Annotated in this window: 18 protein-coding genes; 11 read left to right on the top strand and 7 right to left on the bottom strand. The window is 65.4% G+C overall.

Annotated elements, in window-relative coordinates:
* Positions 1–202 precede the first annotated feature (202 nt).
* From CXX84_RS15435 to CXX84_RS15425, 3 genes are all read left to right on the top strand, one after another.
* Positions 203–1,879, top strand: coding sequence for a RecQ family ATP-dependent DNA helicase (locus CXX84_RS15435; protein ID WP_102977600.1), 1,677 nt, complete (start codon positions 203–205; stop codon positions 1,877–1,879).
* A gap of 41 nt (positions 1,880–1,920) precedes the next feature.
* On the top strand, positions 1,921–3,120 hold the full coding sequence (locus CXX84_RS15430) for a TerC family protein (RefSeq protein ID WP_102977599.1): 1,200 nt from the start codon (positions 1,921–1,923) through the stop codon (positions 3,118–3,120).
* Positions 3,121–3,220: 100 nt separating this feature from the next.
* Positions 3,221–6,835: a TM0106 family RecB-like putative nuclease gene (locus tag CXX84_RS15425; RefSeq protein ID WP_102977598.1), complete on the top strand. Its 3,615-nt coding sequence runs from the start codon at positions 3,221–3,223 to the stop codon at positions 6,833–6,835.
* Positions 6,836–6,847: 12 nt separating this feature from the next.
* Here the strand turns inward: CXX84_RS15425 and CXX84_RS15420 are convergent, their stop codons facing one another.
* The 3 genes from CXX84_RS15420 to CXX84_RS15410 all read right to left on the bottom strand — a co-directional run bounded on the left by CXX84_RS15420 (position 6,848) and on the right by CXX84_RS15410 (position 9,530).
* Positions 6,848–7,177 (bottom strand): acylphosphatase, encoded by a 330-nt coding sequence (locus CXX84_RS15420; protein WP_102977597.1) that lies wholly within the window; start codon positions 7,175–7,177, stop codon positions 6,848–6,850.
* Between the two features lie 106 nt (positions 7,178–7,283).
* Positions 7,284–8,210, bottom strand: coding sequence for a glycosidase (locus CXX84_RS15415; RefSeq protein ID WP_102977596.1), 927 nt, complete (start codon positions 8,208–8,210; stop codon positions 7,284–7,286).
* Positions 8,211–8,465: 255 nt separating this feature from the next.
* Complete coding sequence (locus tag CXX84_RS15410) at positions 8,466–9,530, bottom strand: adenosine deaminase (protein WP_189337614.1); 1,065 nt, start codon at positions 9,528–9,530, stop codon at positions 8,466–8,468.
* Between the two features lie 48 nt (positions 9,531–9,578).
* Between CXX84_RS15410 and CXX84_RS15405 the strand changes: the two genes are divergently transcribed.
* Positions 9,579–12,110, top strand: coding sequence for an excinuclease ABC subunit UvrA (locus CXX84_RS15405; RefSeq protein ID WP_102977595.1), 2,532 nt, complete (start codon positions 9,579–9,581; stop codon positions 12,108–12,110).
* A 216-nt stretch (positions 12,111–12,326) separates the two neighbouring features.
* Positions 12,327–13,001: a transglycosylase family protein gene (locus tag CXX84_RS15400; RefSeq protein ID WP_102977630.1), complete on the top strand. Its 675-nt coding sequence runs from the start codon at positions 12,327–12,329 to the stop codon at positions 12,999–13,001.
* Positions 13,002–13,153: 152 nt separating this feature from the next.
* On the opposite strand, the gene CXX84_RS15395 is transcribed toward CXX84_RS15400, so the two are convergent.
* On the bottom strand, positions 13,154–13,744 hold the full coding sequence (locus CXX84_RS15395) for a hypothetical protein (RefSeq protein WP_102977594.1): 591 nt from the start codon (positions 13,742–13,744) through the stop codon (positions 13,154–13,156).
* 156 nt (positions 13,745–13,900) lie between these two features.
* Between CXX84_RS15395 and CXX84_RS15390 the strand changes: the two genes are divergently transcribed.
* The 4 genes from CXX84_RS15390 to CXX84_RS15375 all read left to right on the top strand — a co-directional run bounded on the left by CXX84_RS15390 (position 13,901) and on the right by CXX84_RS15375 (position 17,146).
* Complete coding sequence (locus CXX84_RS15390) at positions 13,901–14,812, top strand: MSMEG_6728 family protein (protein ID WP_102977593.1); 912 nt, start codon at positions 13,901–13,903, stop codon at positions 14,810–14,812.
* A 3-nt stretch (positions 14,813–14,815) separates the two neighbouring features.
* Complete coding sequence (locus CXX84_RS15385) at positions 14,816–15,676, top strand: SDR family oxidoreductase (RefSeq protein ID WP_102977592.1); 861 nt, start codon at positions 14,816–14,818, stop codon at positions 15,674–15,676.
* Between the two features lie 74 nt (positions 15,677–15,750).
* Positions 15,751–16,146, top strand: a complete 396-nt coding sequence (locus CXX84_RS15380; protein ID WP_102977591.1) for a DUF1622 domain-containing protein — start codon at positions 15,751–15,753, stop codon at positions 16,144–16,146.
* Positions 16,147–16,378: 232 nt separating this feature from the next.
* Complete coding sequence (locus CXX84_RS15375; RefSeq protein ID WP_223253112.1) at positions 16,379–17,146, top strand: YqjF family protein; 768 nt, start codon at positions 16,379–16,381, stop codon at positions 17,144–17,146.
* Here CXX84_RS15375 and CXX84_RS15370 read toward each other — a convergent pair.
* The gene (locus CXX84_RS15370; RefSeq protein WP_102977590.1) at positions 17,143–17,463 is read right to left on the bottom strand and encodes a hypothetical protein; all 321 of its coding nucleotides are present in this window, start codon (positions 17,461–17,463) and stop codon (positions 17,143–17,145) included. The two genes, CXX84_RS15375 and CXX84_RS15370, sit on opposite strands and share 4 nt — an antisense overlap.
* 104 nt (positions 17,464–17,567) lie before the next feature.
* Here CXX84_RS15370 and CXX84_RS15365 point away from each other — a divergent pair, with 104 nt between their 5' ends.
* Entirely contained in the window at positions 17,568–18,359 is a 792-nt protein-coding gene (locus tag CXX84_RS15365) for a ZIP family metal transporter (RefSeq protein WP_102977589.1), read from the top strand.
* Between the two features lie 28 nt (positions 18,360–18,387).
* On the opposite strand, the gene CXX84_RS15360 is transcribed toward CXX84_RS15365, so the two are convergent.
* Positions 18,388–20,796 (bottom strand): Tex family protein, encoded by a 2,409-nt coding sequence (locus tag CXX84_RS15360; RefSeq protein WP_102977628.1) that lies wholly within the window; start codon positions 20,794–20,796, stop codon positions 18,388–18,390.
* Between the two features lie 133 nt (positions 20,797–20,929).
* On the opposite strand from CXX84_RS15360, the gene CXX84_RS15355 reads away from it, so the two are divergent.
* A complete protein-coding gene (locus tag CXX84_RS15355) occupies positions 20,930–21,247 on the top strand; it encodes a hypothetical protein (RefSeq protein ID WP_102977588.1) in 318 nt (105 codons plus the stop codon).
* Positions 21,248–21,469: 222 nt separating this feature from the next.
* On the opposite strand, the gene CXX84_RS15350 is transcribed toward CXX84_RS15355, so the two are convergent.
* Positions 21,470–22,540 carry an alkene reductase gene (locus CXX84_RS15350; protein WP_102977587.1) on the bottom strand — a complete coding sequence of 357 codons (1,071 nt, stop codon included), beginning with the start codon at positions 22,538–22,540 and terminating at the stop codon, positions 21,470–21,472.
* Positions 22,541–22,545 lie beyond the last annotated feature (5 nt).

The following is a 22,545-nucleotide window of genomic DNA, read 5'->3' as shown; positions in this document are numbered from 1 at the left end:
GTCCGGTCGCCATCCTGGACTTCGGCGGACCGGTTTCCTTTCCACACTTGTTCAGGGCAATGGCGAAGTCAAGGAGTACATCCCCCTTCCGCGCCGGCACCTTCACAGCGGCGGACGACGGCGGCGGCGGTCAGGTCGGGTTAGGCTGGTTACCTCGGCTGAAGCAAGCGGCCGCAGGAACCACTCTGCGCGGAGCACCTACATGTCCGACGATCTTGCCCTTGCCGCCCTCGCGGCATCGTCCTTTTCCCTTCCCCACCTGCGTGATGGTCAACTTGCCGGCATGGCCGCCCTGGCCGGCGGCCGGGACGTCCTGGCTGTCATGCCCACCGGCTACGGAAAATCCGCGATCTACCAGGTCGCTGCCCGGCACCTTCACAACACGACAGGGCGTCCCGTCGTCGTGGTTTCCCCGCTGATTGCCCTGCAGGAGGACCAGCTGGAGGGGCTCGGAGGGGACCTCGGCCCTGGCGCCGCCGTCGCCGTTAACTCCTCCCACAGCGCTTCGGAAGTGGAGGCGGCATGGCAGGCTGTGGAAAGCGGCACGGCCACGTTCCTGTTCCTCGCCCCCGAGCAGCTGGCCAAGCAGAAGACCGTGGACCGCATCGCCGCCCTGGACATTTCGCTGTTCGTGGTGGACGAGGCCCATTGCGTTTCTTCCTGGGGCCACGATTTCCGCCCCGACTACCTCAGCCTGGGCAACGTCCGCGAGCGGTTGGGCAATCCTCCCGTCGCAGCCTTGACAGCCACCGCGTCCCCGCCGGTCCGGGACGAAATTGTGGAGCGGCTGGGCATGAAGGACCCACTGGTCCTGGTGCGTGGCTTCGACCGGCCCAACATCCGGCTGGAGGTGGCGCGCCACCACGAGGACAAGGGCAAACGCAAGGCGGTGCTGGAGCAGGTGGCAGCCCTGGCGCGTGACGGGCAGGGCCTCCTCTATGCAGCCACCCGCAAGGACACGGAGAAGTACGCAGCAAAGCTGGGCAAGGAAGGGCTGCGGGCGGAGGCGTATCACGCCGGACGCTCCGCCGCGGACCGGGAGCACATCCACGAACAGTTCCTGGACGATGAACTGGACGTTGTGGTTGCCACCACCGCCTTCGGCATGGGAATCGACAAGCCCAATGTGCGTTTCGTGGTGCACGCGGACATTCCTGAGTCGCTTGATTCGTACTACCAGGAGATTGGGCGGGCCGGGCGTGGCGGGGAGCCCGCGTCCGCCGTGCTCCACTACCGGTCAGAGGATCTAGGCCTGCGGAAATTCTTTGCCACCCACTCCCCGGATCCCGACTCGCTCCTGGCCGTGCTGAAGGTCCTGAAATCCGCGGGCGGTCCCACGCCCAAACCTTCCCTGGCCGAGCTCACTGAGCTTCCCGCCCGCCGCCTCACCGGCCTGCTGAACCAGCTCGAGGAAACCGGCGCCATTGCCCTTGGGAAGCGCGGCATCCGCCTGGCCTCCAAAGCGAAGCTGCCCACACTGGTGCGAGGCGCCGTCGAACGTGCCGAAGCCCGGCAGCGCGTTGACCAGTCCCGGCTCACGATGATGCGTGCCTACGCTGAAACGGACAGCTGCCGGCGCCAGTTCTTGCTGGGCTACTTCGGCGAGGAGCTGGCGGAGGCATGCGGCAACTGCGATGCCTGCACTGACGCGGCCGCCAAAGTGCCGGCGCTTCACGGGGCGAACGACGGCGGCCCGGCGCCGGAGGACCAGTCAGCCGAGCCGTTCCCGCTCCAGTCCTCCGTGGTCCACAAGGAATGGGGACCGGGCCTTGTGATGCGGCACGAGGACGACGTCATCACCGTGCTCTTCGAACAGGAAGGCTACAAAACGCTGTCCCGCACCGCTGTCGTGGAACATGAGCTTCTGAAGCCGGCGTAGGTGGGTAGGCTTTAAGGAGACTCCAACGAAAGGCCTGCCGCGTGGAAGTACCTGCTTATGTCTGGACCCTGACCATCGTGGGGATCATAGGCCTGCTGGCCTTCGATTTCTTCTTCCATGTGCGGAAAGCACATACTCCGTCGCTCAAGGAGTCCGCTGTCTGGTCCGCCATCTATGTGGGCATCGCGGTGCTTTTCGGGTTGGGAGTGCTGGTGTTCGGCGGGTCCACCATGGGCACCGAATACTTTGCGGGATACATCACGGAGAAGGCGTTGTCCGTGGACAACCTCTTCGTCTTCCTCATCATCATGGCCAGTTTCCGGGTGCCCCGTGCCGACCAGCAGAAGGTCCTCCTGTTCGGCATCGTTTTTTCGCTCATCGCCCGCACAGGTTTCATCCTGCTGGGCGCCGCGCTGATCAACAGCTTCGCCTGGGTGTTTTACATCTTCGGGCTGATCCTGCTCATCACCGCCGGCAACCTGCTGAAGCCGGACAGCCATGACGACGATTCCGAGGGCCTGGTGGTGCGGCTGGCCAAGAAGTTCCTGCCGGCGTCGGAACACTATGACGGCGACAAGCTCTTCACCGTCGAAAACGGCAAGCGCGTGCTCACCCCCATGCTGCTGGTCATGGTGGCGATTGGCGGCACGGACATCCTGTTCGCGCTGGACTCCATCCCGGCGATCTTCGGCCTGACCCAGAACGTCTTCATCGTGTTCACGGCCACGGCGTTCTCCCTGATGGGCCTGCGGCAGCTGTTCTTCCTGATTGACGGCCTGCTGGACCGGCTGATCTTCCTGTCCTACGGTCTGGCAGTCATTCTTGGCTTCATCGGCGTCAAGCTCATCCTGCACGCCCTCCACGAGAACACCCTCCCGTTCATCAACGACGGCGAGCACGTCAACGTGGTGGAGGTCAGCACCGGCGTCTCCCTCAGTGTGATCCTGGGCGTCCTGGTGATCACCGTCCTCGCATCAATCTTCAGCCCCAAGGGCAAGGCCAAAAACGCCGTCTCCGGTGCCCGGCGTCATGCCATTGAGTACCTGGACCTCAACTACGAGACGGACATGAACGAGCGGGACAAGATCTTCGCCGCAATGTGCCGCGAGGAGGACCAGATCCGCAAACTTCCGGAAAAGTACAAGCGGCTCATCCGCAACGAAACCGAGTTCCTGGGCCTGCTACGAAAAGCGCATGACGCGCACGACAAAGCCCAGGTGCGTGCGGCAGCGGAGAGCTAGAACGGATATTGTCTGCCCCTCTTGCTACGTTTGGATCAGGGCCAGGGGAACCGTACCCCGGGCCCGCTGATGACAGCCTGGCTGTTGATGGGGAGGCCGCATGTTCCTGCTGGAAGCCGCAACTGCCGGTGCGCCGCCGGACCTGGTGTTTTCCGCCAGCGATCTTGTTGCTGCCAGCGAGTGTGAATACCGCACGCTCCGGATCCTCGACGAGAAACTGGGCCGCTCCGCCAAGGCGGAATACCCCGCGGACGAGATGCAGGTGCGCGCCGGCGAACTGGGCGACCGGCACGAGCAGACCGTCCTGGCCAGCCTGGTCGCCAAGTACGGCGAATGGGATGCCAGCCGCGGCGGCGGTGTCTATTCCCTGGAGCGCGGCCGGAACCTGCGCGGGGATCTGCAGGCCAAGCGCGCGGAGACCGAGCTCGCCCTGCGGTCCGGGGCGGACGTGGTCTTCCAGGCAACCTTCTTTGACGGCGAGTTCCTGGGCTATGCGGACTTCCTGGTCAACGAGGCCGCGGGTACCGGCAACCCCGGCCGTTACGAGGTCTGGGACACCAAGCTGGCCCGGCATGCCAAGGTGGGCGCCCTGCTGCAGCTCGCTGCCTACGGTGACCAGCTTCTCGAAATGGGCCTCGAGCCCTCGCCGGTGGTCACCCTTGTGCTTGGGACCCGTGCAGGCGAGGACTGGCTCCGCAGCAGCCATTCCCTTCCTGACCTGCTGCCCGTGTTCCGCGAGCGACGGCGGCGCTTCCTTGAGTTGACTGAGTGCCACAGGGAGGGCGGCGCCACTGTGCAGTGGCAGCAAAGCGGCGTCGTCCACTGCGGCAGGTGCGACTACTGCGCGGAACAGGTGCAGGCCCACCGGGACCTGCTGATGGTTGCGGGTATGTCAGTAGTGCAGCGCAAGAAACTCCGCGCGGCGGGTGTGACGACGATTGACGAACTCGCAGCCATGCCTGCGGCGGACGCCAGGAATTCCGTGGTCCGGCTGCGGGCCCAAGCACGGATGCAGCTGGGACTGGACCCCGTGGCGGGATCCCGGACGTTCAGCAAGGATGGGGCGCCCCATACGGTCTCCTTCGCCGTCCTGCAGGAGAACACCATCGGGCTGCTGCCGCCACCCAGCCCGGGAGACATCTTCTTTGACTTCGAGGGCGACCCGCTGTGGCAGGATCCCGCTACCGGGGCGTGGGGCATCGAGTACCTGTCTGGAGTGGTTGAGGCGCCGGCGCCGGGCCATCAGGGCGACCCCATATTCCGCCCGTTCTGGGCGCACTCCCGGTCCGGGGAACGCCGCGCCTTCCTGGACTTCCTGGCGTATGTGGAGGAACGCCGCGCCCGCTACCCGGACATGCACGTGTACCACTACGCGGCCTACGAAAAGACAGCCCTCCGCAACCTCTCGCTGGCACACCAGGCCGGCGAAGAGACGGTGGACGCCTGGCTCCGGGAAGGACTGCTGGTGGACCTGTACGCCACAGTCCGGCATTCCCTGCGGATCTCGGAGCCGTCCTACTCCATCAAGAAACTGGAACCGCTGTACATGGGCAGCAACCTGCGCTCCGGGGAGGTCAAAGACGCCGGAGCGTCCGTCGTGGCCTACGCCGCCTACTGTGCAGCCAGGGATGTCGGAGATGAGGCTGAAGCTGACAAGGTCCTGGCCTCCATCTCGGACTACAACCAGTACGACTGCCTGTCCACCCTCCGGCTCCGGGACTGGCTGCTGGAGGTCGGCGGGCAGGCCGGTGCGAAGGCTGGCGTGGGGACATCGGCCGGCCATCCCGCACCCGGCACTTCATCGGAACGCCGGCCCGCCCCCGGGGAAACACCTGAAGAGGCCAGGCTTCGCGAATACCTTTCAGGCCTGCCGGACAACCGCCCATGGACCGATGACGAGCGAGCCATCGCCATGGTGGCCGCCGCCACCGGCTACCACCGCCGCGAACGCAAGCAGTTCTGGTGGCAGCACTTCGACCGGGTGGAGGCACCGCTCGAGAACTGGCAGGACCAACGGAACGTTTTCCTGGTGTCTTCGGCGGAGGTCACCTCGGACTGGGTGCTTGCCAAGCCCAGGGAGCGGATGAGAACCCGGACTTTGCGGCTTCGCGGCACCATGACAGAGGGGTCGGATTTCCGAGCGGACTCCACCTGGTGCCGCCTGTACGATGCCCCGCCGCCGGAGGGTATGGCTGCGCCCGACGCTGCGCCCGGCGCCCGCGCCTACTCGTTTGGAACAAGGATCAGCGCGCTGGTTCCGGCACCTGACAACCCGGAACACACCATCATCACCATCGCTGAGCGCGAGACGGGAAAAATCGCCGCTTATCCGCACCTGCCAGTTGCTCTGACGGAGGACCAGCCGCTGCCCACCACCAGCATCGAGGCGGCCCTAGCCGAGATCGCCGGCGCCGTGGGCTCCGCCGTCCCGGCACTGCCGGACCACCCGGGGCTGGACATCCTGCGGAAGCGGGCACCACGGTTTCGCACGTTCGCCGGCCCGGCGGAGGTACGCCATGACGCAGCGGGCGCCGCAGATTATGCCGCAGCCATGACGGCCTCGCTTCAGGACCTTGACCACTCCTACCTCGCGGTGCAGGGTCCTCCGGGAACAGGAAAGACCTACGTGGGTGCCCATGTCATCGGCCGGCTGGTGGCGAAAGGCTGGAAGATCGGCGTCGTTGGCCAGTCGCATAACGTGGTGGAAAACCTGCTGTGCTGCGCCATTGCCACCGGTGGCGTCGACCCCGCTGTGGTGGCCAAGAAGCTGGCTGCGCCGCACGAGGTTCCCTGGCACCTGACGTCCGACGGCGACGTCGCCCAACTGCTCGAAGCGCCGGATGGCTGCCTGGTGGGCGGAACGGCATGGACCATGACGGGCAAGGAAGTCCCTGCGGGCGCGCTGGACCTCCTGGTGATTGACGAGGCGGGACAATTCTCACTGGCCAACACCCTTGCTGTTTCGCGCGCGGCGAAGCGGCTCCTCCTGCTCGGTGATCCGCAGCAGCTCCCGCAGGTCAGCCAGGGTGCGCATCCGGAGCCTGTGGATGAATCGGCGCTGGGCTGGCTGGCCGCCGGCCAAGCAACCCTGCCTGCCAGTCTTGGCTACTTCCTGGCTGACAGCTGGCGGATGCAGCCGGAACTGTGCCGTGCAGTCTCCCGGCTCAGCTACGAAGGAAAACTGAAATCTGCGCCGGCAGCCTCGCGACGCAATCTCGCTGAACTGCCCCCCGGCGTAGAGACAGCATTCGTGGCACACTCCGGCAACACCACTGCATCCAGGGAGGAGGCAGCCGAGGTTGTCCGCCAGGCACGGCGGCATCTGGGGCTGAAGTGGACTCCCGGGCCGGACGCAGAGTCCAGGCCACTGGACCAGCAGGACGTGCTGGTGGTAGCGGCGTACAACGCCCAGGTCCACCTGATCCGGAAGACCCTGGAGGAAGCCGGCCTGTCCCAGGTCAGGGTGGGAACGGTGGACAAGTTCCAGGGCCAGGAGGCACCTGTGGTGCTCGTGTCCATGGCCTGCTCCGCCGTAGGAGATACACCGCGGGGAGCCGAGTTCCTGCTGAACAGGAACCGTATCAACGTTGCCGTCTCGCGGGGGCAGTGGCGGGCAGTGATCATCCGCTCCCCCGAACTCACCAGCTACATGCCGGCCAAGCCCGCGGCGTTGGAGGAGCTGGGCGCCTTCCTGGGCATCAGCCCGCGTGAATAACGGAAATGACGATCAGCGTGCGCTGAAGCCCTGGAAGGTACCGTGGGCCGGGGAGCGCGAATCCTCGACCCGCTCCACCTGGCCTGGGGTGTGACCGGAGTTCAGCCACTCGAGGAGGCGGCCGACCTGTGGCCTGGGTCCCTCTGCGACCACGGCGACCGAACCGTCGTCGAGGTTCTTCACTTCGCCGGTGAGCCCGAGTTCCTCGGCCTTGCCCATGGTCCGGTAACGGAAACCGACGCCCTGCACCATACCGAAAACACGCGCCTCCAACCGGACCGGACCGGCATCGGCGTCAGCGGAACCGGGCGCTCCGGATGAGGAATCTGACTGCCTCGCCATGGTGCCTCCACTCGGTCCGCGCCGCCCCTTCCCGGCCAGGCAGCAGCTGATGCCTGAGGCGCCCTAACGGCACCTGCTGCTGACTGGTCGGGAGGGAGGACAACCGTTAGTTGATGGTGATGTCGCGGGTGCTGTGGTTGTAGCGGATGGTGACAGTTCCGCCGGCGTGGTGCAGTTCGTGGTTGGGGCCGTCGAAAGCGCCAAACGCACCGTAGTTCTCGTCCCAGGAGCGGTTGAGCGCAATCTTGAAGGTGTAGAAGCCGGCGGGCAGTTCGGCGCTCTTCTTCCACAGCTGGTCGAGGAAGTCGAACTCCATCTGCGCTTCGTCGTACTGCGGCGCCCAGTTTTCGGGTGCGCCCAGGATGGTGTTGAAGTCGCCTGCAACAGCCACCGCTTCGGGCTGGGGGTGCGTCTCGACGTCCGGGCCCTCGAAGGAACCTGCATCCGCAGGTGCAGCAGCCATTTCCGTTTTGGCGGACGTCTTGCCCTTGCCTACAGCCTTCACAACAGGTTCCACCGCGTCCTCAAGCGCCTTGGCGGCCTTGCCCACAGCTGCAGCGGCCTTCTTGGCCGGAGACTTCCTGGCGGTCTTCTTGGTTTCCGTGGTGCCGGCTGCAGGTCCCTGCGCTTCGGCGGCGGCGCTGGTCCTGCGGACGAAACCGTCAGGGGCAGTGGGAACCTTGACGTCGGCAGGAATCGCGGTGCCGGCGTCGAGCGCGGTGGCGAAGGACACCGGGTCGGGGAAAGCCACCGTGGCGCGCATGCCTTCCTCGGTGATGGTCCAGCCGGAGCGGCCCTTGACGAGCCAGCCGGCCTTGACCAGCTTGGCGGTGGCCGAGGTGAGGGTCTTGTGCCCACGGGGAATGCCGCCGCTGAGGAGTTCGGCTTCGTGCTCGTTGAACGGTACCCGGGCGGTCGCCTCGGCGAGGACCTGGCCCGCGTTCAGTGCATCGCCGGACCACACACCTTCGGTCAGGACATCCAGTACGGTCTTGAGTCGAAGGAAGGTGTTTTCTGCGGTGGACTTGGCCATGATTCCCCTTTATAAAAGCGATCGGTCTTAGGCATCTTGCCAACTGCCCGTTACATCGCGCGACTTGAAATGGTTAACACTGCGTGTCGTGACCGACTGTTAAGCGGACGTGCCAACAAGTGAGGCTGAGGTCTCGGGAAACGGGGCTGACTGCACAACCCTTGAGCGCTGACATGGGTGCCGCCCTGCACATCCCGGACACGCCTGCGGCACCCAGTTTAGCGCCATGACGCGGCGGTTGCTGCAGGAGACACGTTACGAGTCCGTGGCTTCCCCGCCGTTCAGTTCGTTCAGCAGTTCCGCCTTCCGCTCCTCGCTGGCGAAGGACGAGTGGATGGAGTTGGCGGCCAGCCGTGCCCTGTCGAAGTCGGAGAGCTGGAATTCGGCGATGAGCTGCGCGAAGTTGTCATCCACGTAGCCGCCAAAATATGCCGGGTCGTCCGAGTTGACGGACACGTTCAGGCCGGCAGCCAGCATGGCAGGCAGCGGGTGGTCTGCCAGGGTGTCAACGGCCCGCAGCCGGACGTTGGAGAGCGGACACACCGTCAGCGGGATGCGCGCATCCACCAGGCGCTCCACCAGGTCAGGGTCTTCCATGCAGCGGATGCCGTGGTCAATCCGCTCAACACTCAAAATGTCGAGGGCTTCGATGATGTACGACGCCGGGCCTTCCTCGCCCGCGTGGGCGGTCAGCCGAAGACCCGCTTCGCGTGCCTTCGCGTAGAGCCGTTCGAACTTGGACGGCGGGTTGCCCACCTCGGCCGAATCCAGGCCAATGGCCGCAATCGGCGCGTCCATGGCCAGCAGGCCGTCCAGGACTTCCAAGGCTGAGTCCTCGGGCAGGTCCCGCAGGAAAGCCGCGATCAGCAGGGTGGAAATTCCGAAATCCTCCTGTGACGTGGCCAGCACCGAGGCAACCCCGTTGACGCAGGTTTCCAGCGGTATGCCGCGCGCGAGGTGCGCCTGCGGGTCCATCATGATTTCGGCGTGGCGTACCCCGGCAGCGGCGGCCCGTTCGAGGTAGGCATGGGTCATGGCAGCGAAGTCCTCTTCCGTCTGCAGCACCGCCATGTTGGCGTAGTACAGGTCCAGGAAAGACTGCAGGTCCGTGAACTCATACCTTTCCCGGAGCTCGTCCAGGCTGGAATACGGCAGCTCGATGCCGTTCCGCTCAGCAAGCGCAAAGATCAGCTCGGGCTGGAGGGTGCCCTCGATGTGCAGGTGCAGCTCCGCCACCGGCAGGAGCGGGGCGGGTACTTCCACGTCGGCTGCGTCCAGTTCTGTTTCAGGCACGGCGGTGCCGCCCGCAAAGTTATCCATCGGGTCAGGATAATGCCCAGCGCCGGAATCGCCACTAGAGTCGAACCAATGCAGAACGCTAAGCACGCTGATGACCTGCAGTACCCGGCTCAAGCCCAGGCGGCAGACGGTTTTGTCCGGGTCAGGGGCGCCCGGGAAAACAATCTCCGCAACGTGGATGTTGATGTCCCCCGCGATGCGATCGTGGCCTTCACCGGCGTCTCAGGCTCCGGCAAGTCATCCCTGGCGTTCGGGACCATTTATGCCGAGGCCCAGCGGCGCTACTTCGAATCCGTGGCGCCCTACGCCCGCCGCCTCATCCAGCAGGGGCACAATCCCAAGGTGGAGCTGATCAGCGGACTGCCGCCCGCCGTCGCGCTTCAACAGCGCCGCGGCGCTCCCAGCAGCAGGTCAACGGTGGGGACAGTCACTACGCTCTCCAACTCGCTGCGCATGCTGTTCTCCAGGGCAGGCACTTATCCCGCCGGCAGCACCCCACTCGATTCGGATGCCTTCTCCCCCAACACCGCCGCGGGCGCCTGCAGGGAATGCCACGGCCTGGGCATCGCCCACACGGTCACCGAGGCGTCGCTGGTCCCGGACCCGTCGCTCACAATCCGGGACGGTGCCATCGCCGCCTGGCCCGGCGCCTGGCAGGGGAAAAACCTGCGGGACATCCTCACCCACCTGGGCTACGACGTCGATACTCCGTGGCGCAAGCTGCCCAGGAAACATCGCGACTGGATCCTGTTCACGGAGGAACAGCCCGTGGTGGAGGTGACTCCGCAGCGGGACCGCGTGGCCAAACCGTACAAGGGGCGGTTCTGGAGCGCCAAAAGTTATGTCCTCCATACGCTGGCCGATTCGCAGAGCGCCTCCATGCGCGAACGCGTGCTGGCGTACATGGAGTCCGGACCGTGTCCGCGCTGCTCGGGCACCGGGCTGACGCCGGAGGCCCTGGCCGTCACCTTCGCAGGAAGGACCATCGCTGAGCTGAACCGGCTTCCCATGGTGGAGCTTGCCGAGGTTGTCCGCCCCACCGCGGCGTTGGACGACGCCGGCACGGCCTCCCGCACGCAGCTTTCCGGAGAGACCAACGAAGTGGCGGTGGCCATCACCCGGGACCTGCTCCAGCGCATCACTGTCCTGCTTGACCTCGGGCTCGGCTATCTGGCGCTTGGCCGGGCAACTCCCACCCTCTCACCCGGCGAAATGCAACGGCTCCGAATTGCCACGCAGCTGCGTTCCGGTTTGTTCGGCGTGATCTACGTGCTGGATGAGCCCTCAGCCGGGCTCCATCCGGCCGACGCCGAACCCCTCCTTGAGGTGCTGGAGCAGCTGAAATCGTCCGGCAACTCAGTGTTCGTGGTGGAACACAACATGGACGTGGTCCGCCGGGCGGACTGGCTGGTGGACGTGGGGCCGCGCGCGGGCGAAGGCGGCGGCGAGGTTCTCTACAGCGGACCGGTTGACGGCCTGGCCGGGATCAAGTCATCCGTCACCAGGCCCTTCCTGTTCGACGACGGCGGCTCCGTTCAGCGTGGCGGCGCCGGTACCGCCCCGGCCAGGGAGCCGCAGGAGTGGCTGGAGTTGAAGAACATCACGCGGCACAACCTGCGGGGGCTCGATGCCGCTTTCCCCTTGGGCGTGTTGACTGCCGTCACCGGTGTTTCCGGCTCCGGAAAGTCCACCCTTGTCAGCAAAGTACTGGGCGAGGTGGTGGGTTCCGGCCTCAAGGCGCCGGCGGAGCAGGATGAACCGGCAGAGCCCCTGAAGCTGGGAAGCGTCCTGGGCAACCACCGGATCGACCGGCTGGTCACGGTGGACCATAAGCCGATCGGAAGGACTCCGCGTTCCAACCTGGCCACGTACACAGGGCTGTTCGATGCCGTGCGCAAGGAATTCGCTGCCACGGAACAAGCCAAAGCACGCCGCTTCGGTGCCGGCAGATTCTCCTTCAACGTGGCAGGCGGGCGCTGCGAAACCTGCCAGGGCGAGGGGTTTGTCGCCGTCGAACTGCTCTTCCTGCCCGGCAGTTACGGACCCTGCCCGGAGTGCGCAGGATCCCGCTACAACCCCGAGACGCTTGAAGTGGAGTACCGCGGCCTGAACGTGGCCGAGGTCCTGGCCCTCACCGTTGACGCCGCCGCCGAATTCCTGGCCGGCGTCCCCGCCGCGGCAAGGAGCCTGAAGAGCCTCAAGGATGTTGGCCTTGGCTACCTTCGGCTCGGGCAGCCGGCCACCGAGCTCTCCGGCGGTGAAGCCCAGCGCATCAAGCTGGCCACGGAGCTGCAACGGGCCCAGCGCGGCCACAGCCTCTACCTTCTCGACGAACCCACCACCGGTCTGCACCCTGCCGACGTGCAGCTCCTGATGGCCCAGCTCCAAGGACTCGTGGATGCAGGGAATTCCGTGGTGGTGGTTGAGCACGATATGGCGGTAGTTGCCGGCGCCGACTGGGTGATCGACCTGGGGCCCGCAGGCGGTGACAAAGGCGGGCGGATCATGGCAGCCGGGACGCCTTCCGCTGTCGCCCAGGCAACGGACAGCCGGACCGCTTCCTACCTTGCAGCGGCCCTCGGTCAGGGAACCACCAGCTGACGCCCAGAAATGTCTCGATTTGATAACGGCGGCATGATGTTCTAGCGTGAGGGCATGCCCGCTGCCGGCGGGCCCATGAGTGCCCGGTGCTGCCTCCACCACAACTGCCCAGCAGGCAGCCACCGAAATTGACCTCTATTTCGTCAGGGTCGGGCAGTGGCGCGATGATGTCCGGGGACGGAAGCAGCGCAGGTGGCCTTCAGGAGCATTACCATCATGAAAAACACCAAATTCCGTACTGCCGCGCGCCGCGGAGTCACCGTAGCCGCCATCTCCGCGGCAGGCCTTGCCCTCTCCGCCACCGCGGCCAACGCAACCACCCCCACGTCCACCTGGGATGCCCTGGCACAGTGCGAGAGTGGCGGCAACTGGGCAATCAACACCGGCAACGGCTACGCCGGCGGCCTCCAGTTCAGCCCCACCACGTGGGCTGCCTTCGGCGGCACGGGCTCAGCCGCGGATGCGAGCCGCGAGCAGCAGATTGCCGTAGCCCAGAACGTTCAGGCAGCACAGGGCTGGGGCGCCTGGCCCGCCTGCTCCGCCAAGCTGGGCCTGAGCGGCGGCGCCACCGGAGCAGTCCAGAGCGCTCCGGTACAGGCCGCGCCCGTCCAGGCCGCCCCGGTCCAGGCGGCGCCCGTCCAGGCCGCACCCGCCCAGGCCGCACCCGTCCAGCAGAGCGCTCCGGTTGCCCAGGCTCCCGTTGCGAAGCACGTGAAGGCTGTTGCCCTGAGCGGCGAGACCTACACGCTGCAGGCCGGCGACACCCTCAGCAAGGTGGCCGAGAAGCTGGGCATCGCAGGCGGTTGGCAGCATCTTGCTGACGCCAACCTGGACACCATTGCAGATCCCAACCTCGTCTTTGCTGGCCAGGTCATTCAGCTCCCGGCCTAAAGGCTTCGAGACTGCGGGGCAATTGTCCTCCGGGCACCCATAACAGGTCGGCGATAGACAAATTCCGTTGACCAGAAACGACGCCGGCACGCCCCACAAGGGAGGTGCCGGCGTCGTTCTTTAAATCCTGCTGAGCCGTTGCCCGGAAGGGGCTATGCCGCGGACGGTATCTCCCGCACGATCCGCACTTTCCAGGCGGAGTCGTCGCTGGTGTCCAGCAGCGCAACAGTGCCGTGCGCCAGGTTGAGGGCGACGCGCTTGACGGCGAGCAGTTCCAGGTAGAGGTGCTCGTTCATGCGGCCGGGGGTGTCGATCATGTACTTCACCGCATCACGGACCTTGCGGTAGTTTGCGCTGCTTTCCCGGTCCCTGTGCAGTTCGAGGGCCGAGCGCTGTTTGAGCCGCGGTTCGTGCCGGTTCAGCCAGCTGACGGCGGCGTGGACGGCGACCACAAGGGTGAGCGAAACCCCGTAGATCCACCAGCCGCTGGAAAGCAGGAACAGGGGCAGGTTGCCGATGGCAACGATGGCAATCACGATGCGGAGGGCTGCGATGCGCCGCATTGTCAGGGCGACGGCGGCCATGCCATCGCGGAACCGGTGCTGTTCCTTCAGGGCTGCAGCGGGATCGATGGTGAATTCGTCAAGGACAAGGATGCCCTTTGCTTCCGGACTCAGCATCTGCCCGTAACGGGGCAGGAAAACGGGGGCGGTTCCGGTGATTTTTTCAGGTGTTGATGTCATGAGGGGGCTTCCAAGACGCTGGGGTGGTTGCGGTGATCCTAGTGGGTAGAGAACACCCGCGTATGCATGGGTCCACTATGTGAACATTTTGGAGCTGTGTCTGTGGCCCGTGGCACTGCAATTGGCACATCCGCCGGGTGCCGTCAGACTGAAGGGATGCAAACCTTCCTTCCGTACCCTGATTTCCGGCAGAGCGCCGCCGCCTTGGACACCGCCAGGCTGGGCAAGCAGCGTGTTGAGGCGCTGCAGACGCTGCGTGCCCTGGTGATTCCTGGATACGGCTGGCAGACGCACCCGGCCATCCGGATGTGGATGGGGTACGTGCCTGCCCTCACCATGTACGGGCTGGCGATGGTTGACGAATGGACCAAGCGCGGCCACCCGGACAACACCCGGGCGAACATCACTGAGTTCGCCCCGCAGGCGGCCCACCCGGACTATGCGGCAAAGATTCCAATGCCCCCGTGGCTTGGCGACCCTGACTTCCACCTGAGCCACCGCTCCAAGCTGGTGCGCAAGGAACCCAAGTTCTACACCCCGGTCTTCACGGACGCCATTCCGGAAATGGACTACATCTGGCCTGAGCCCAGGCACGAGTTCCTGCCGCAGGAACCCGAGGGTGACATCCTGTGGATCCTCCGTGACCCGCATGACGACGTCGATCCCCAGACGCTGGATACCGTGTCACTTCCTCCGGTGAACGGCTTTACGGCTGCCGTGCCTGCTGAGGACGACGACTACTCACCGGTCTATGTTGAGGAGTCATCCCGCCGGCCGTCAAAGCAGTCCAGGAAAGCACCGCCGAAGCAGCAGGTGAAGAAACCCACGCGCAAGCGTCTGGCGCAGGAGGAAGCGTTCTCGACCCTCCCGGGAAAAACGCCTGTTGCAGTCCCGTTCGAGCACGGTTCAAAGTTCGCCGTCGGACAGGTTGTGGGCCGGCCCATCACGCTGGAGGACGGCAGGTTCGGCCGGAACTTTACCGTCACGGAAATCATCGACCGCTCCGCATTCACCTACCCCGCCCTCCTGCAGGACCCGCGCGTGTTCTTCCCGGTGGAGGCCCCGTAACCCATGACCATCCTCCTCGCCGGCTGCGGCGACCTTGGAACCGAAGCCGGGCTGAGGTTCCATGCCCTGGGCCACCGCGTGGTGGGCTGGCGCCGCTCCCCTGCCAAGCTGCCGGCGGCCATCGAAGGCGTGGCGGCGGACCTGAGCGCACCCAACCTGCCGCCAATTCCCGCCGATACCTCCGCCGTCGTCATAGCGGTCGCTGCTGATTCGCCCTCGGAGGACGCCTACCGGGCCGCGTACCTGGACGGAGTACGTCATGTCCTGGACGCACTGGAACGTGACCGGGTAGAGCCTGACCGGGTGCTCTTTGTCTCCTCGACGGCGGTTTACGGGGACGCCGGCGGCGGCTGGGTGGACGAAAGTGCCCCGCCGGCGCCGGGCGGATTCTCAGGCCGTGTCCTGGTGGAAACCGAACAGCTGCTTCAGGCCAGGTTCAGTGGAACGGCAACTGTGGCAACGTCCCTCCGGCTGGGCGGAATCTACGGGCCGGGACGGACCAGGTTGATCGACCAGGTCCGCAGCGGCACCGCTGTCATTCCGGAGGATGTCCGGTACACCAACCGGATCCATCGCGACGACGCAGCAGCAGCCATAGTCCACTTGGCCACCATGCCTCAACAGCCGGCCCCGATCTACGCTGGCGTGGATGACCACCCCGCAGACCTCGGCAGCGTCCTGCGCTTCCTCGCAGCGGAAATGGGCCTCGCTGAGCCCCCCGTGGGTGACGCCGGGCCTGCACGGGGCGGCAACAAGCGCTGCCACAACAGGCTACTGCGCGGCACCGGCTTTGAGTTCACATTCCCCTCGTTCGAGGAAGGTTACCGCGACATTCTTGCCGGCAACGGGGTACGGCATCCATAGCTGCAGGCAGGACACCGGGATCAGCGCTTAGGCTGGCTGCTTGTTGGGTTGGGGCGCAGAGGAAGGCATAAGCCATGGATTTTCGGCACATCATTGAGACGGTGGGAGAGTTCGTCGACTTTGCCGGAGTGGCGGTCATGGTAATCGGGGCGCTCATTTCCATCCCGCTGGCGCTTCGCGGGCACCAGCCCCGCAGCCTTCCCGCCGGTGCCGAAAAGCTCGGCTTCTACCGCTCGTACCGGCAATTGCTGGGCAGGTCCATCCTGCTGGGGCTTGAACTGCTGGTTGCCGCCGACATCATCAAAACCGTCGCTGTCACCCCCACCTATGAAAGCGTCGGGGTTCTGGCCGTCATCGTGCTCATCCGTACTTTCCTCAGTTTCTCGCTTGAGCTGGAAATCACGGGCCGCTGGCCGTGGCAGAAGGAAGGCCGCGAGTCCGCCAAACCTGCGGAAACGCCTGCCGGCTAAGTCCGGTTTCAGCCCTGGTCCCCGACTTATTGCCAGACCCCTTTGGCAGAGTATTCCGCAGGCTTCAAAACGTACGACGCCGGCATCATCCCCGCACCTTGGGGCGAAGCCACCACATCACCTACTGGTCACACGGCAGACCCACCACCACCACTACTTCAACCACCCCCACCACCAAAAGAATGACAATGTTCCGGGGTTGCTTGCCTGTGGCCTCAGTTAGGCTTCAACCGTGGACAAGCACCTTCGGGCCGCAGCCCCCTGGCCGGAACCGCCCGAACTGCCGCTGCCCGCCATCATGGACCAGCACTGGCTGGATGCGATTTTCCTTCATTGGCGGATACCGGAATTTATCGCGGCCCGGTTCATGCCGGCTGGGGTGGAGCCCGATGTCTTTGACGGTTCTTCATGGGTGGGCCTCATAGGTTTTCGCATGAAGGGAGCCGGAATCGGCCGGGGCCCCGCCGTTCCCTACCTGGGCAGCTTCAATGAGGTCAATGTGCGCCTCTACTCGCGGGAACCCGACGGAACCAGGGGCGTGGTTTTCCTGAGCCTCGACGCAGACAGGCTGCCCGTCGTCCTGGCTGCGCGGACGGCGGGAATCCCCTATGTCTGGTCCCGCATCCGGTCCTGGGGAACCCCTCCCGGAGACACCGGCTCCAGTGGGTACTCCGTCACCCGGTTCAGACGGGGAGCCTCCAGCAGCTTCAGCGTCCTTCCGGACCTTGGCACCGTTGCCGACAACCCCTTGGCCCTCCATGTCACAGCGAGATTCGGACTGCACAGCAACTTCTACGGCCGGACAATCTACATACCCAACACCCATGAACCTTGGCTGCTCTACAGCGCTGACCTGCACGAGCTTCAGGATGGGCTCATCAGCTCAGCAGGCATAACGGTGGCTGGCCCGCCCGAATCGGTCCTGTACTCGCCCGGGGTGCGGACCCAATTCGGCCGGCCGAGGCTGGTGGCCAGCCCGGGCCAACCCCGGAGGACCTAGGCGTCCTGCCAGCCCCGGCCCTCGCTGAACCTGGCCACGAGAGTTCCCACGCCGGACTGCAGGGAGTTGGAGGGGTCGAAGTAGAGGGAAGCTTCAGACGCGCGGCTGTGAATGATGAGCTGTTCAGCTTCCAGTTTTGCTTCCGGGACAGTGGCACCGATGATGCCCGTCCTGGCCGGAAGCTCAGGCGTATGCACAACCTCCGCGCCGGTTTCCGACAACGGAACAGTGGTACCGGCGTTGATCTCATCATGGGGAAATGCGAACTCAGCCTCTTTGGATGCCGCGGGAATCGTGTACTCCAGGAAATACGTCATGAACCAACCTTTACAGAAACCCCGTGGCGCCGAAAGTCTGCCCACACGGCGAGCTTCAAACATGTATTCCCTCGTCAGGCGGACGCTCCTATACTTTCCGCGTGATGTCGTTGTGGTTTGGGGTCATAGCATCCAGCGCACTTGTCCTGGGTGCACTCATCGGCGTCCGCTTCGAACTTCCCAAACGCCTCCTGGCCATGCTGTTGGCCTTCGCCGCCGGTTCACTCATCACCGCCCTGGCCTTCGAACTGTTCGAAGACGCCTACGAACACGGAGGCATCCTCCGCGCCGCTATCGGCTTGATGCTGGGTGCAGTGGTGTTCACAGTCCTGAGCGCTCTGCTGGACCGCTGGGCACAGGCCGGAGACCAGAAACGGGCCACCGCGGCGGACGAGTTCCAGGGCAGCGCCAAGCTCGATACCGACGCCGCGGCAAGCGACAAACGCGCCACCTCGGCGTCGACAGGCGGAGCCGCCGGCCTGGCACTGCTCGCTGCTGTGACCCTGGACGGCGTCCCGGAGAACCTTGCCCTGGGAATCTCGCTGGGAGAAGGAACAGGAGGACTTGCGCTTCTGGCAGCGATCTTCGTCTCCAACTTCCCCGAAGCACTGGTTGGCTCGGCCTCCATGCGGAGTCAGGGGCGATCAGCCGCGACCATCATCGGGCTGTGGGTGGCCTGTGCCGCCCTGCTGGTCATCGCCGTCGTCATCGGGGCAGGGCCACTTTCCGGCACCGATCCGGAGGCGATTTCAATACCTTTGGCGTTTGCTGCCGGCGCGGTGATTGCATCCCTGGCGGATACCCTGATGCCGGAAGCCTACGAACACGGTGGCCCGGCCGTTGCCCTCAGCACTGCAGCCGGGTTCGTCCTCGCATTCGTCCTCTCGCTCACCTGAACTCGGACAAGTCCCGCAAAAGAGGAACTTACTTCCCCAGGCCAGCTTTTCGCAGGGCCTCAGCCATAGCGGTATTTGCCGGGGCGGGCTTCTGCGCCGGAGCCGGCACCGCCTTGGAACGACCCGGCGCTGGCGAGCTCGCCGCGGGTTTGCCGCCCTGTGCCCTGCCGCGCGCCGGACCCTGCGAGCTGCCGCCCCGCCTCGAAACCGTCCCGCCAACGGCAAGCTCGTCGTCGAGCCGCAGAGTCAGCGAGATACGCTTCCGGTCAGGGTCCGCCTCCAGCACTTTGACGCGGACCACCTGCCCGGACTTGACCACTTCGCGGGGGTCGGACACAAACCGGTTGGCCATGGCCGAGACATGGACCAGCCCGTCCTGGTGGACGCCCACATCCACGAATGCTCCGAACGCCGCAACGTTGGTCACCGTTCCCTCCAGCACCATCCCGGGCTTGAGGTCAGAAATTTTCTCGACCCCCTCCGAAAACGTTGCAGCAGCAAACGCAGGACGCGGGTCCCGTCCCGGCTTATCCAGCTCGGACAGAATGTCCTGCACCGTGGGCAGCCCGACCGAACCGTTCACAAAGTCACGGGGATCCAGCGAAGAGGCCGGCGCCGAACCGGCAGCCACCAGAATCTTCCGGGCCACAGCATAGGACTCGGGGTGAACACTCGATGCATCCAGCGGCTCCGCTCCCCCGGTGATCCGCAGGAAACCTGCGCACTGTTCAAAGGCCTTGGCCCCCAGCCGCGGTACTTTCTTCAGGTCCGTCCGCTTGGCGAAGGGCCCGTGTTCGTTCCGGTAAGCCACAATATTTTCGCTGAGCAAGGGGCCGACGCCGGCCACACGGCTGAGCAGCGCGGGCGAGGCGGTGTTGACGTCCACGCCCACGGCGTTCACGCAGTCCTCCACGACCGCATCCAGGCTGCGGTCCAGTTTCGCGGCGGTCACGTCGTGCTGGTACTGGCCGACCCCGATCGATTTCGGATCGATCTTCACCAGTTCGGCCAGGGGGTCCTGCAGGCGGCGCGCAATAGAGACTGCGCCGCGAAGTGACACGTCCATCCCCGGCAGTTCAGCTGCAGCCAGAGCCGACGCCGAATACACGGATGCGCCCGCTTCGGAGACCACGAGCTTCTGCGGCTTGCGGTCCACCTCCGGCAGCAGCTTGATCAGTTCGGCCGCGAGCTTGTCCGTTTCCCTGGACGCCGTGCCGTTTCCAATGGCCACGAGTTCGACGGCGTGCTGCCGCGCCAGCCCCACCAGCGTCGCCAGTGCTTCGTCCCACTTCCGCGCCGGCGCGTGCGGGTAGACCGTATCAGTGGCCACCACTTTGCCTGTGCCGTCCACAACCGCAACCTTAACGCCAGTGCGGAGCCCGGGGTCCAGGCCGAGCGTCGCCCGGTTCCCTGCCGGGGCAGCCAAAAGCACATCGCGGAGGTTGGCGGCGAAGACCCGGACGGCTTCGTCCTCGGCCGCGGCAAACATCCTGCCGCGAAGGTCTGCGGTCAAGCGGGCGAGGACACGCGACCGCCATGCCAGCTGCGCCGTTTGCATCAGCCAGGCGTCGGCAGGACGTCCGCGGTCTGCAACCCCAAGGCACCTGGCCACTGCCGACTCGTAGCGTGAGCGCGCGGAGGCGAGGCCGTCGTCGTCCGTTGGATCTGCCTCGGCGAGGTCGAGCTCAAGGACGCCGTCTTTTTCCCCGCGCAGCAAGGCGAGCACGCGGTGGGACGGCATGCCCGCCGGAGCCTGGGCGAACTCGAAGTAGTCGGCAAATTTCTGGCCGTCAGCCTCCTTCCCCTTCTTCACACGGGACACCATGCGCCCTTGCGTCCACAGCCGCTCGCGCAGTGTGGCTGCCAGGTCAGGGTCCTGGGCCACCCGCTCAACCAGGATGGAGCGTGCCCCTGCCAGCGCCGCTGCGGCATCGGTGATGGCGTGCTCGGAGTTGAGGTACTTGGCAGCTTCGCGTTCCGGGTCAAGATCCGGCCGTTTGAGCAGCGCATCGGCCAGGGGTTCCAGGCCGGCTTCCCGGGCGATCTGCGCTTTGGTCCGTCGTTTCGACTTGAACGGCAGGTAGATGTCCTCAAGCCGGGACTTCGTGTCCGCAGCGAGGACGGCAGTTTTCAACTCCGGGGTCAGCTGGCCCTGGGCTTCAATGGCGTCCAGGACGGTACGACGGCGGTCGGCAAGTTCACGGAGATAGCGGAGGCGTTCGTCGAGCTCACGGAGTTGGGTATCGTCCAGCGTCCCGGTGGCTTCCTTGCGGTACCGGGCGATGAACGGCACGGTGGACCCGCCGTCGAGCAGTTCAACAGCTGCCTTCACCTGCCATGCTTTGACCCCCAGCTCAGCGGCGATCTGCGAGTAGAGCGCGTCATCCGGCTTTGCGGAGACGGATGGAGCGGACGGGGCCTGCGGCAGTTGAGTCACCAGAACATCTTGCCTCACCGCGTTGTCCGGCTCCACTGCTGCTCCAGGTGGCGTGTTTCGTCCGCGACCCGGGCAAGGGTATTCCGCTCCCGCCTCCAAAGTGCTGTAGTGGAGATGCCGTCACAGGCACCCAATGCTCGAGGAAGAGGCCACCATGAGGGAACTGCTGATCGTTTTTCAGGAAGGGTTCGACGAGGCCAACATCACGGTAACGGTCAACGGCAAGCAGGCACGGCGGGACACCGGGGTGTCCACCAACCCGCTCCTTGGGATTGCGAACGAAGTGTCTGTGGAGTTGCCGGCGAAGGGCGCGCAGGTTGGCGTCGAGGTTACCAACCGGGGTCTGAAGGCGATCACGAAGGTCAGCGGCAAGCCGAAAAGCGTGCTGGTTTCGATCGAGGACGGCCGGCTTGTGATGAAGGAGGGCACCGGCAGGGAGGCGCTGCTGTAACAATCCGCGGTTGCCGCGGATCAGGGTCTGGTAAAAGTCCATTTGATGGGAGTACCATCTGATCACCGCCGGCATCCCGCAGGACCCGGCGGGCCAAATTTCCAAACCGTGAGCCGAAGGCCGTCGGATGGCCATCGGTGCCAGCTGCCGGGACAGCACACCGCGCAGCCAGCGACGGCGGCACCCAAGCGGGTGCCGCCGTCGTCGTTTAAGGCGTCCTGCCTAGTTCTGGTAGGCGGGGTAGTCCGTGTAGCCTTCGGCGCCGTCTGCGTAGAACGTGGTTGGGTCCGGTTCATTCAGCGGAAGGCTTTCCTTCCACCGCCGGGCAAGGTCCGGGTTAGCGATCGCCGGGCGGCCGACGACGACAGCGTCGGCATGTCCGTCTGCTACCAGGGCGGCAGCTTCGTCGCGGGTCGTGATGACGCCAAAGCCGGTATTGACCAGGAAGGTTCCGCCGAAACGGACGCGGAGATCCTGGACAAGTTCACCCGCGGGCTCGTGATGCAGGATGCTCAGGTAGGCAAGGTTGAGCGGGGCGATGCTGTCCACAAGCACCTCGTAGGTGGCCCTGACGTCAGCGGCGTCGGTTTCGGCGATGCCCTGCACGTTGTGTTCCGGCGAAATGCGGATGCCAACACGGTTGGCGCCCACGGCGGCCACCACCGCGTTGACGGTCTCGATGACAAACCGGGCACGGTTCTCGGGCGAGCCGCCGTAGCTGTCGTCGCGGACGTTCGAGTTCGGGGCCAGGAATTCGTGCAGCAGATAGCCGTTGGCGGAGTGCAGTTCGACGCCGTCGAAGCCGGCCTCGATGGCGTTCAGCGACGCGTTCACGAATTCCTGGATGACCATGGGCAGCTCGTCCGTGGTGAGCGCATGGGGCACCGGGTACGGCTGCTTTCCTTCGGGAGTGCGGACCACGCCTTCAATGGCGACGGCGCTGGGGGCCACCAGCGGCAGGCCGCCGGTGATGTCCGGGTGCGAGACGCGCCCGCCGTGCATGATCTGGGCGAACATCCGGCCGCCTTCATTGTGGACGGCGTCGGTGACCTTCTTCCAGCCGGCCACCTGTTCCTCTGTGACGATGCCGGGCTGGCCGGGGTAGGAGCGGCCGGCGGGCGCGGGGTACGTTCCTTCACTGACGATGAGGCCAAGGGATGCGCGCTGGCGGTAGTGCTCGGCGAGGAGTGGACCGGGAACCCCTGCTTCGCCTGCGCGGAGCCTCGTCAAAGGCGCCATGACCAAGCGGTTGGGAAGCTCAAGTTCGCCGAGGGTGAGGGGGGAAAACAGCATGCGCG

This window comes from Arthrobacter sp. AFG7.2 (assembly GCF_002892835.1).
In the GTDB taxonomy this organism is placed as follows: domain Bacteria; phylum Actinomycetota; class Actinomycetes; order Actinomycetales; family Micrococcaceae; genus Arthrobacter.
This window is presented reverse-complemented; position numbering and strand designations above follow the sequence as displayed.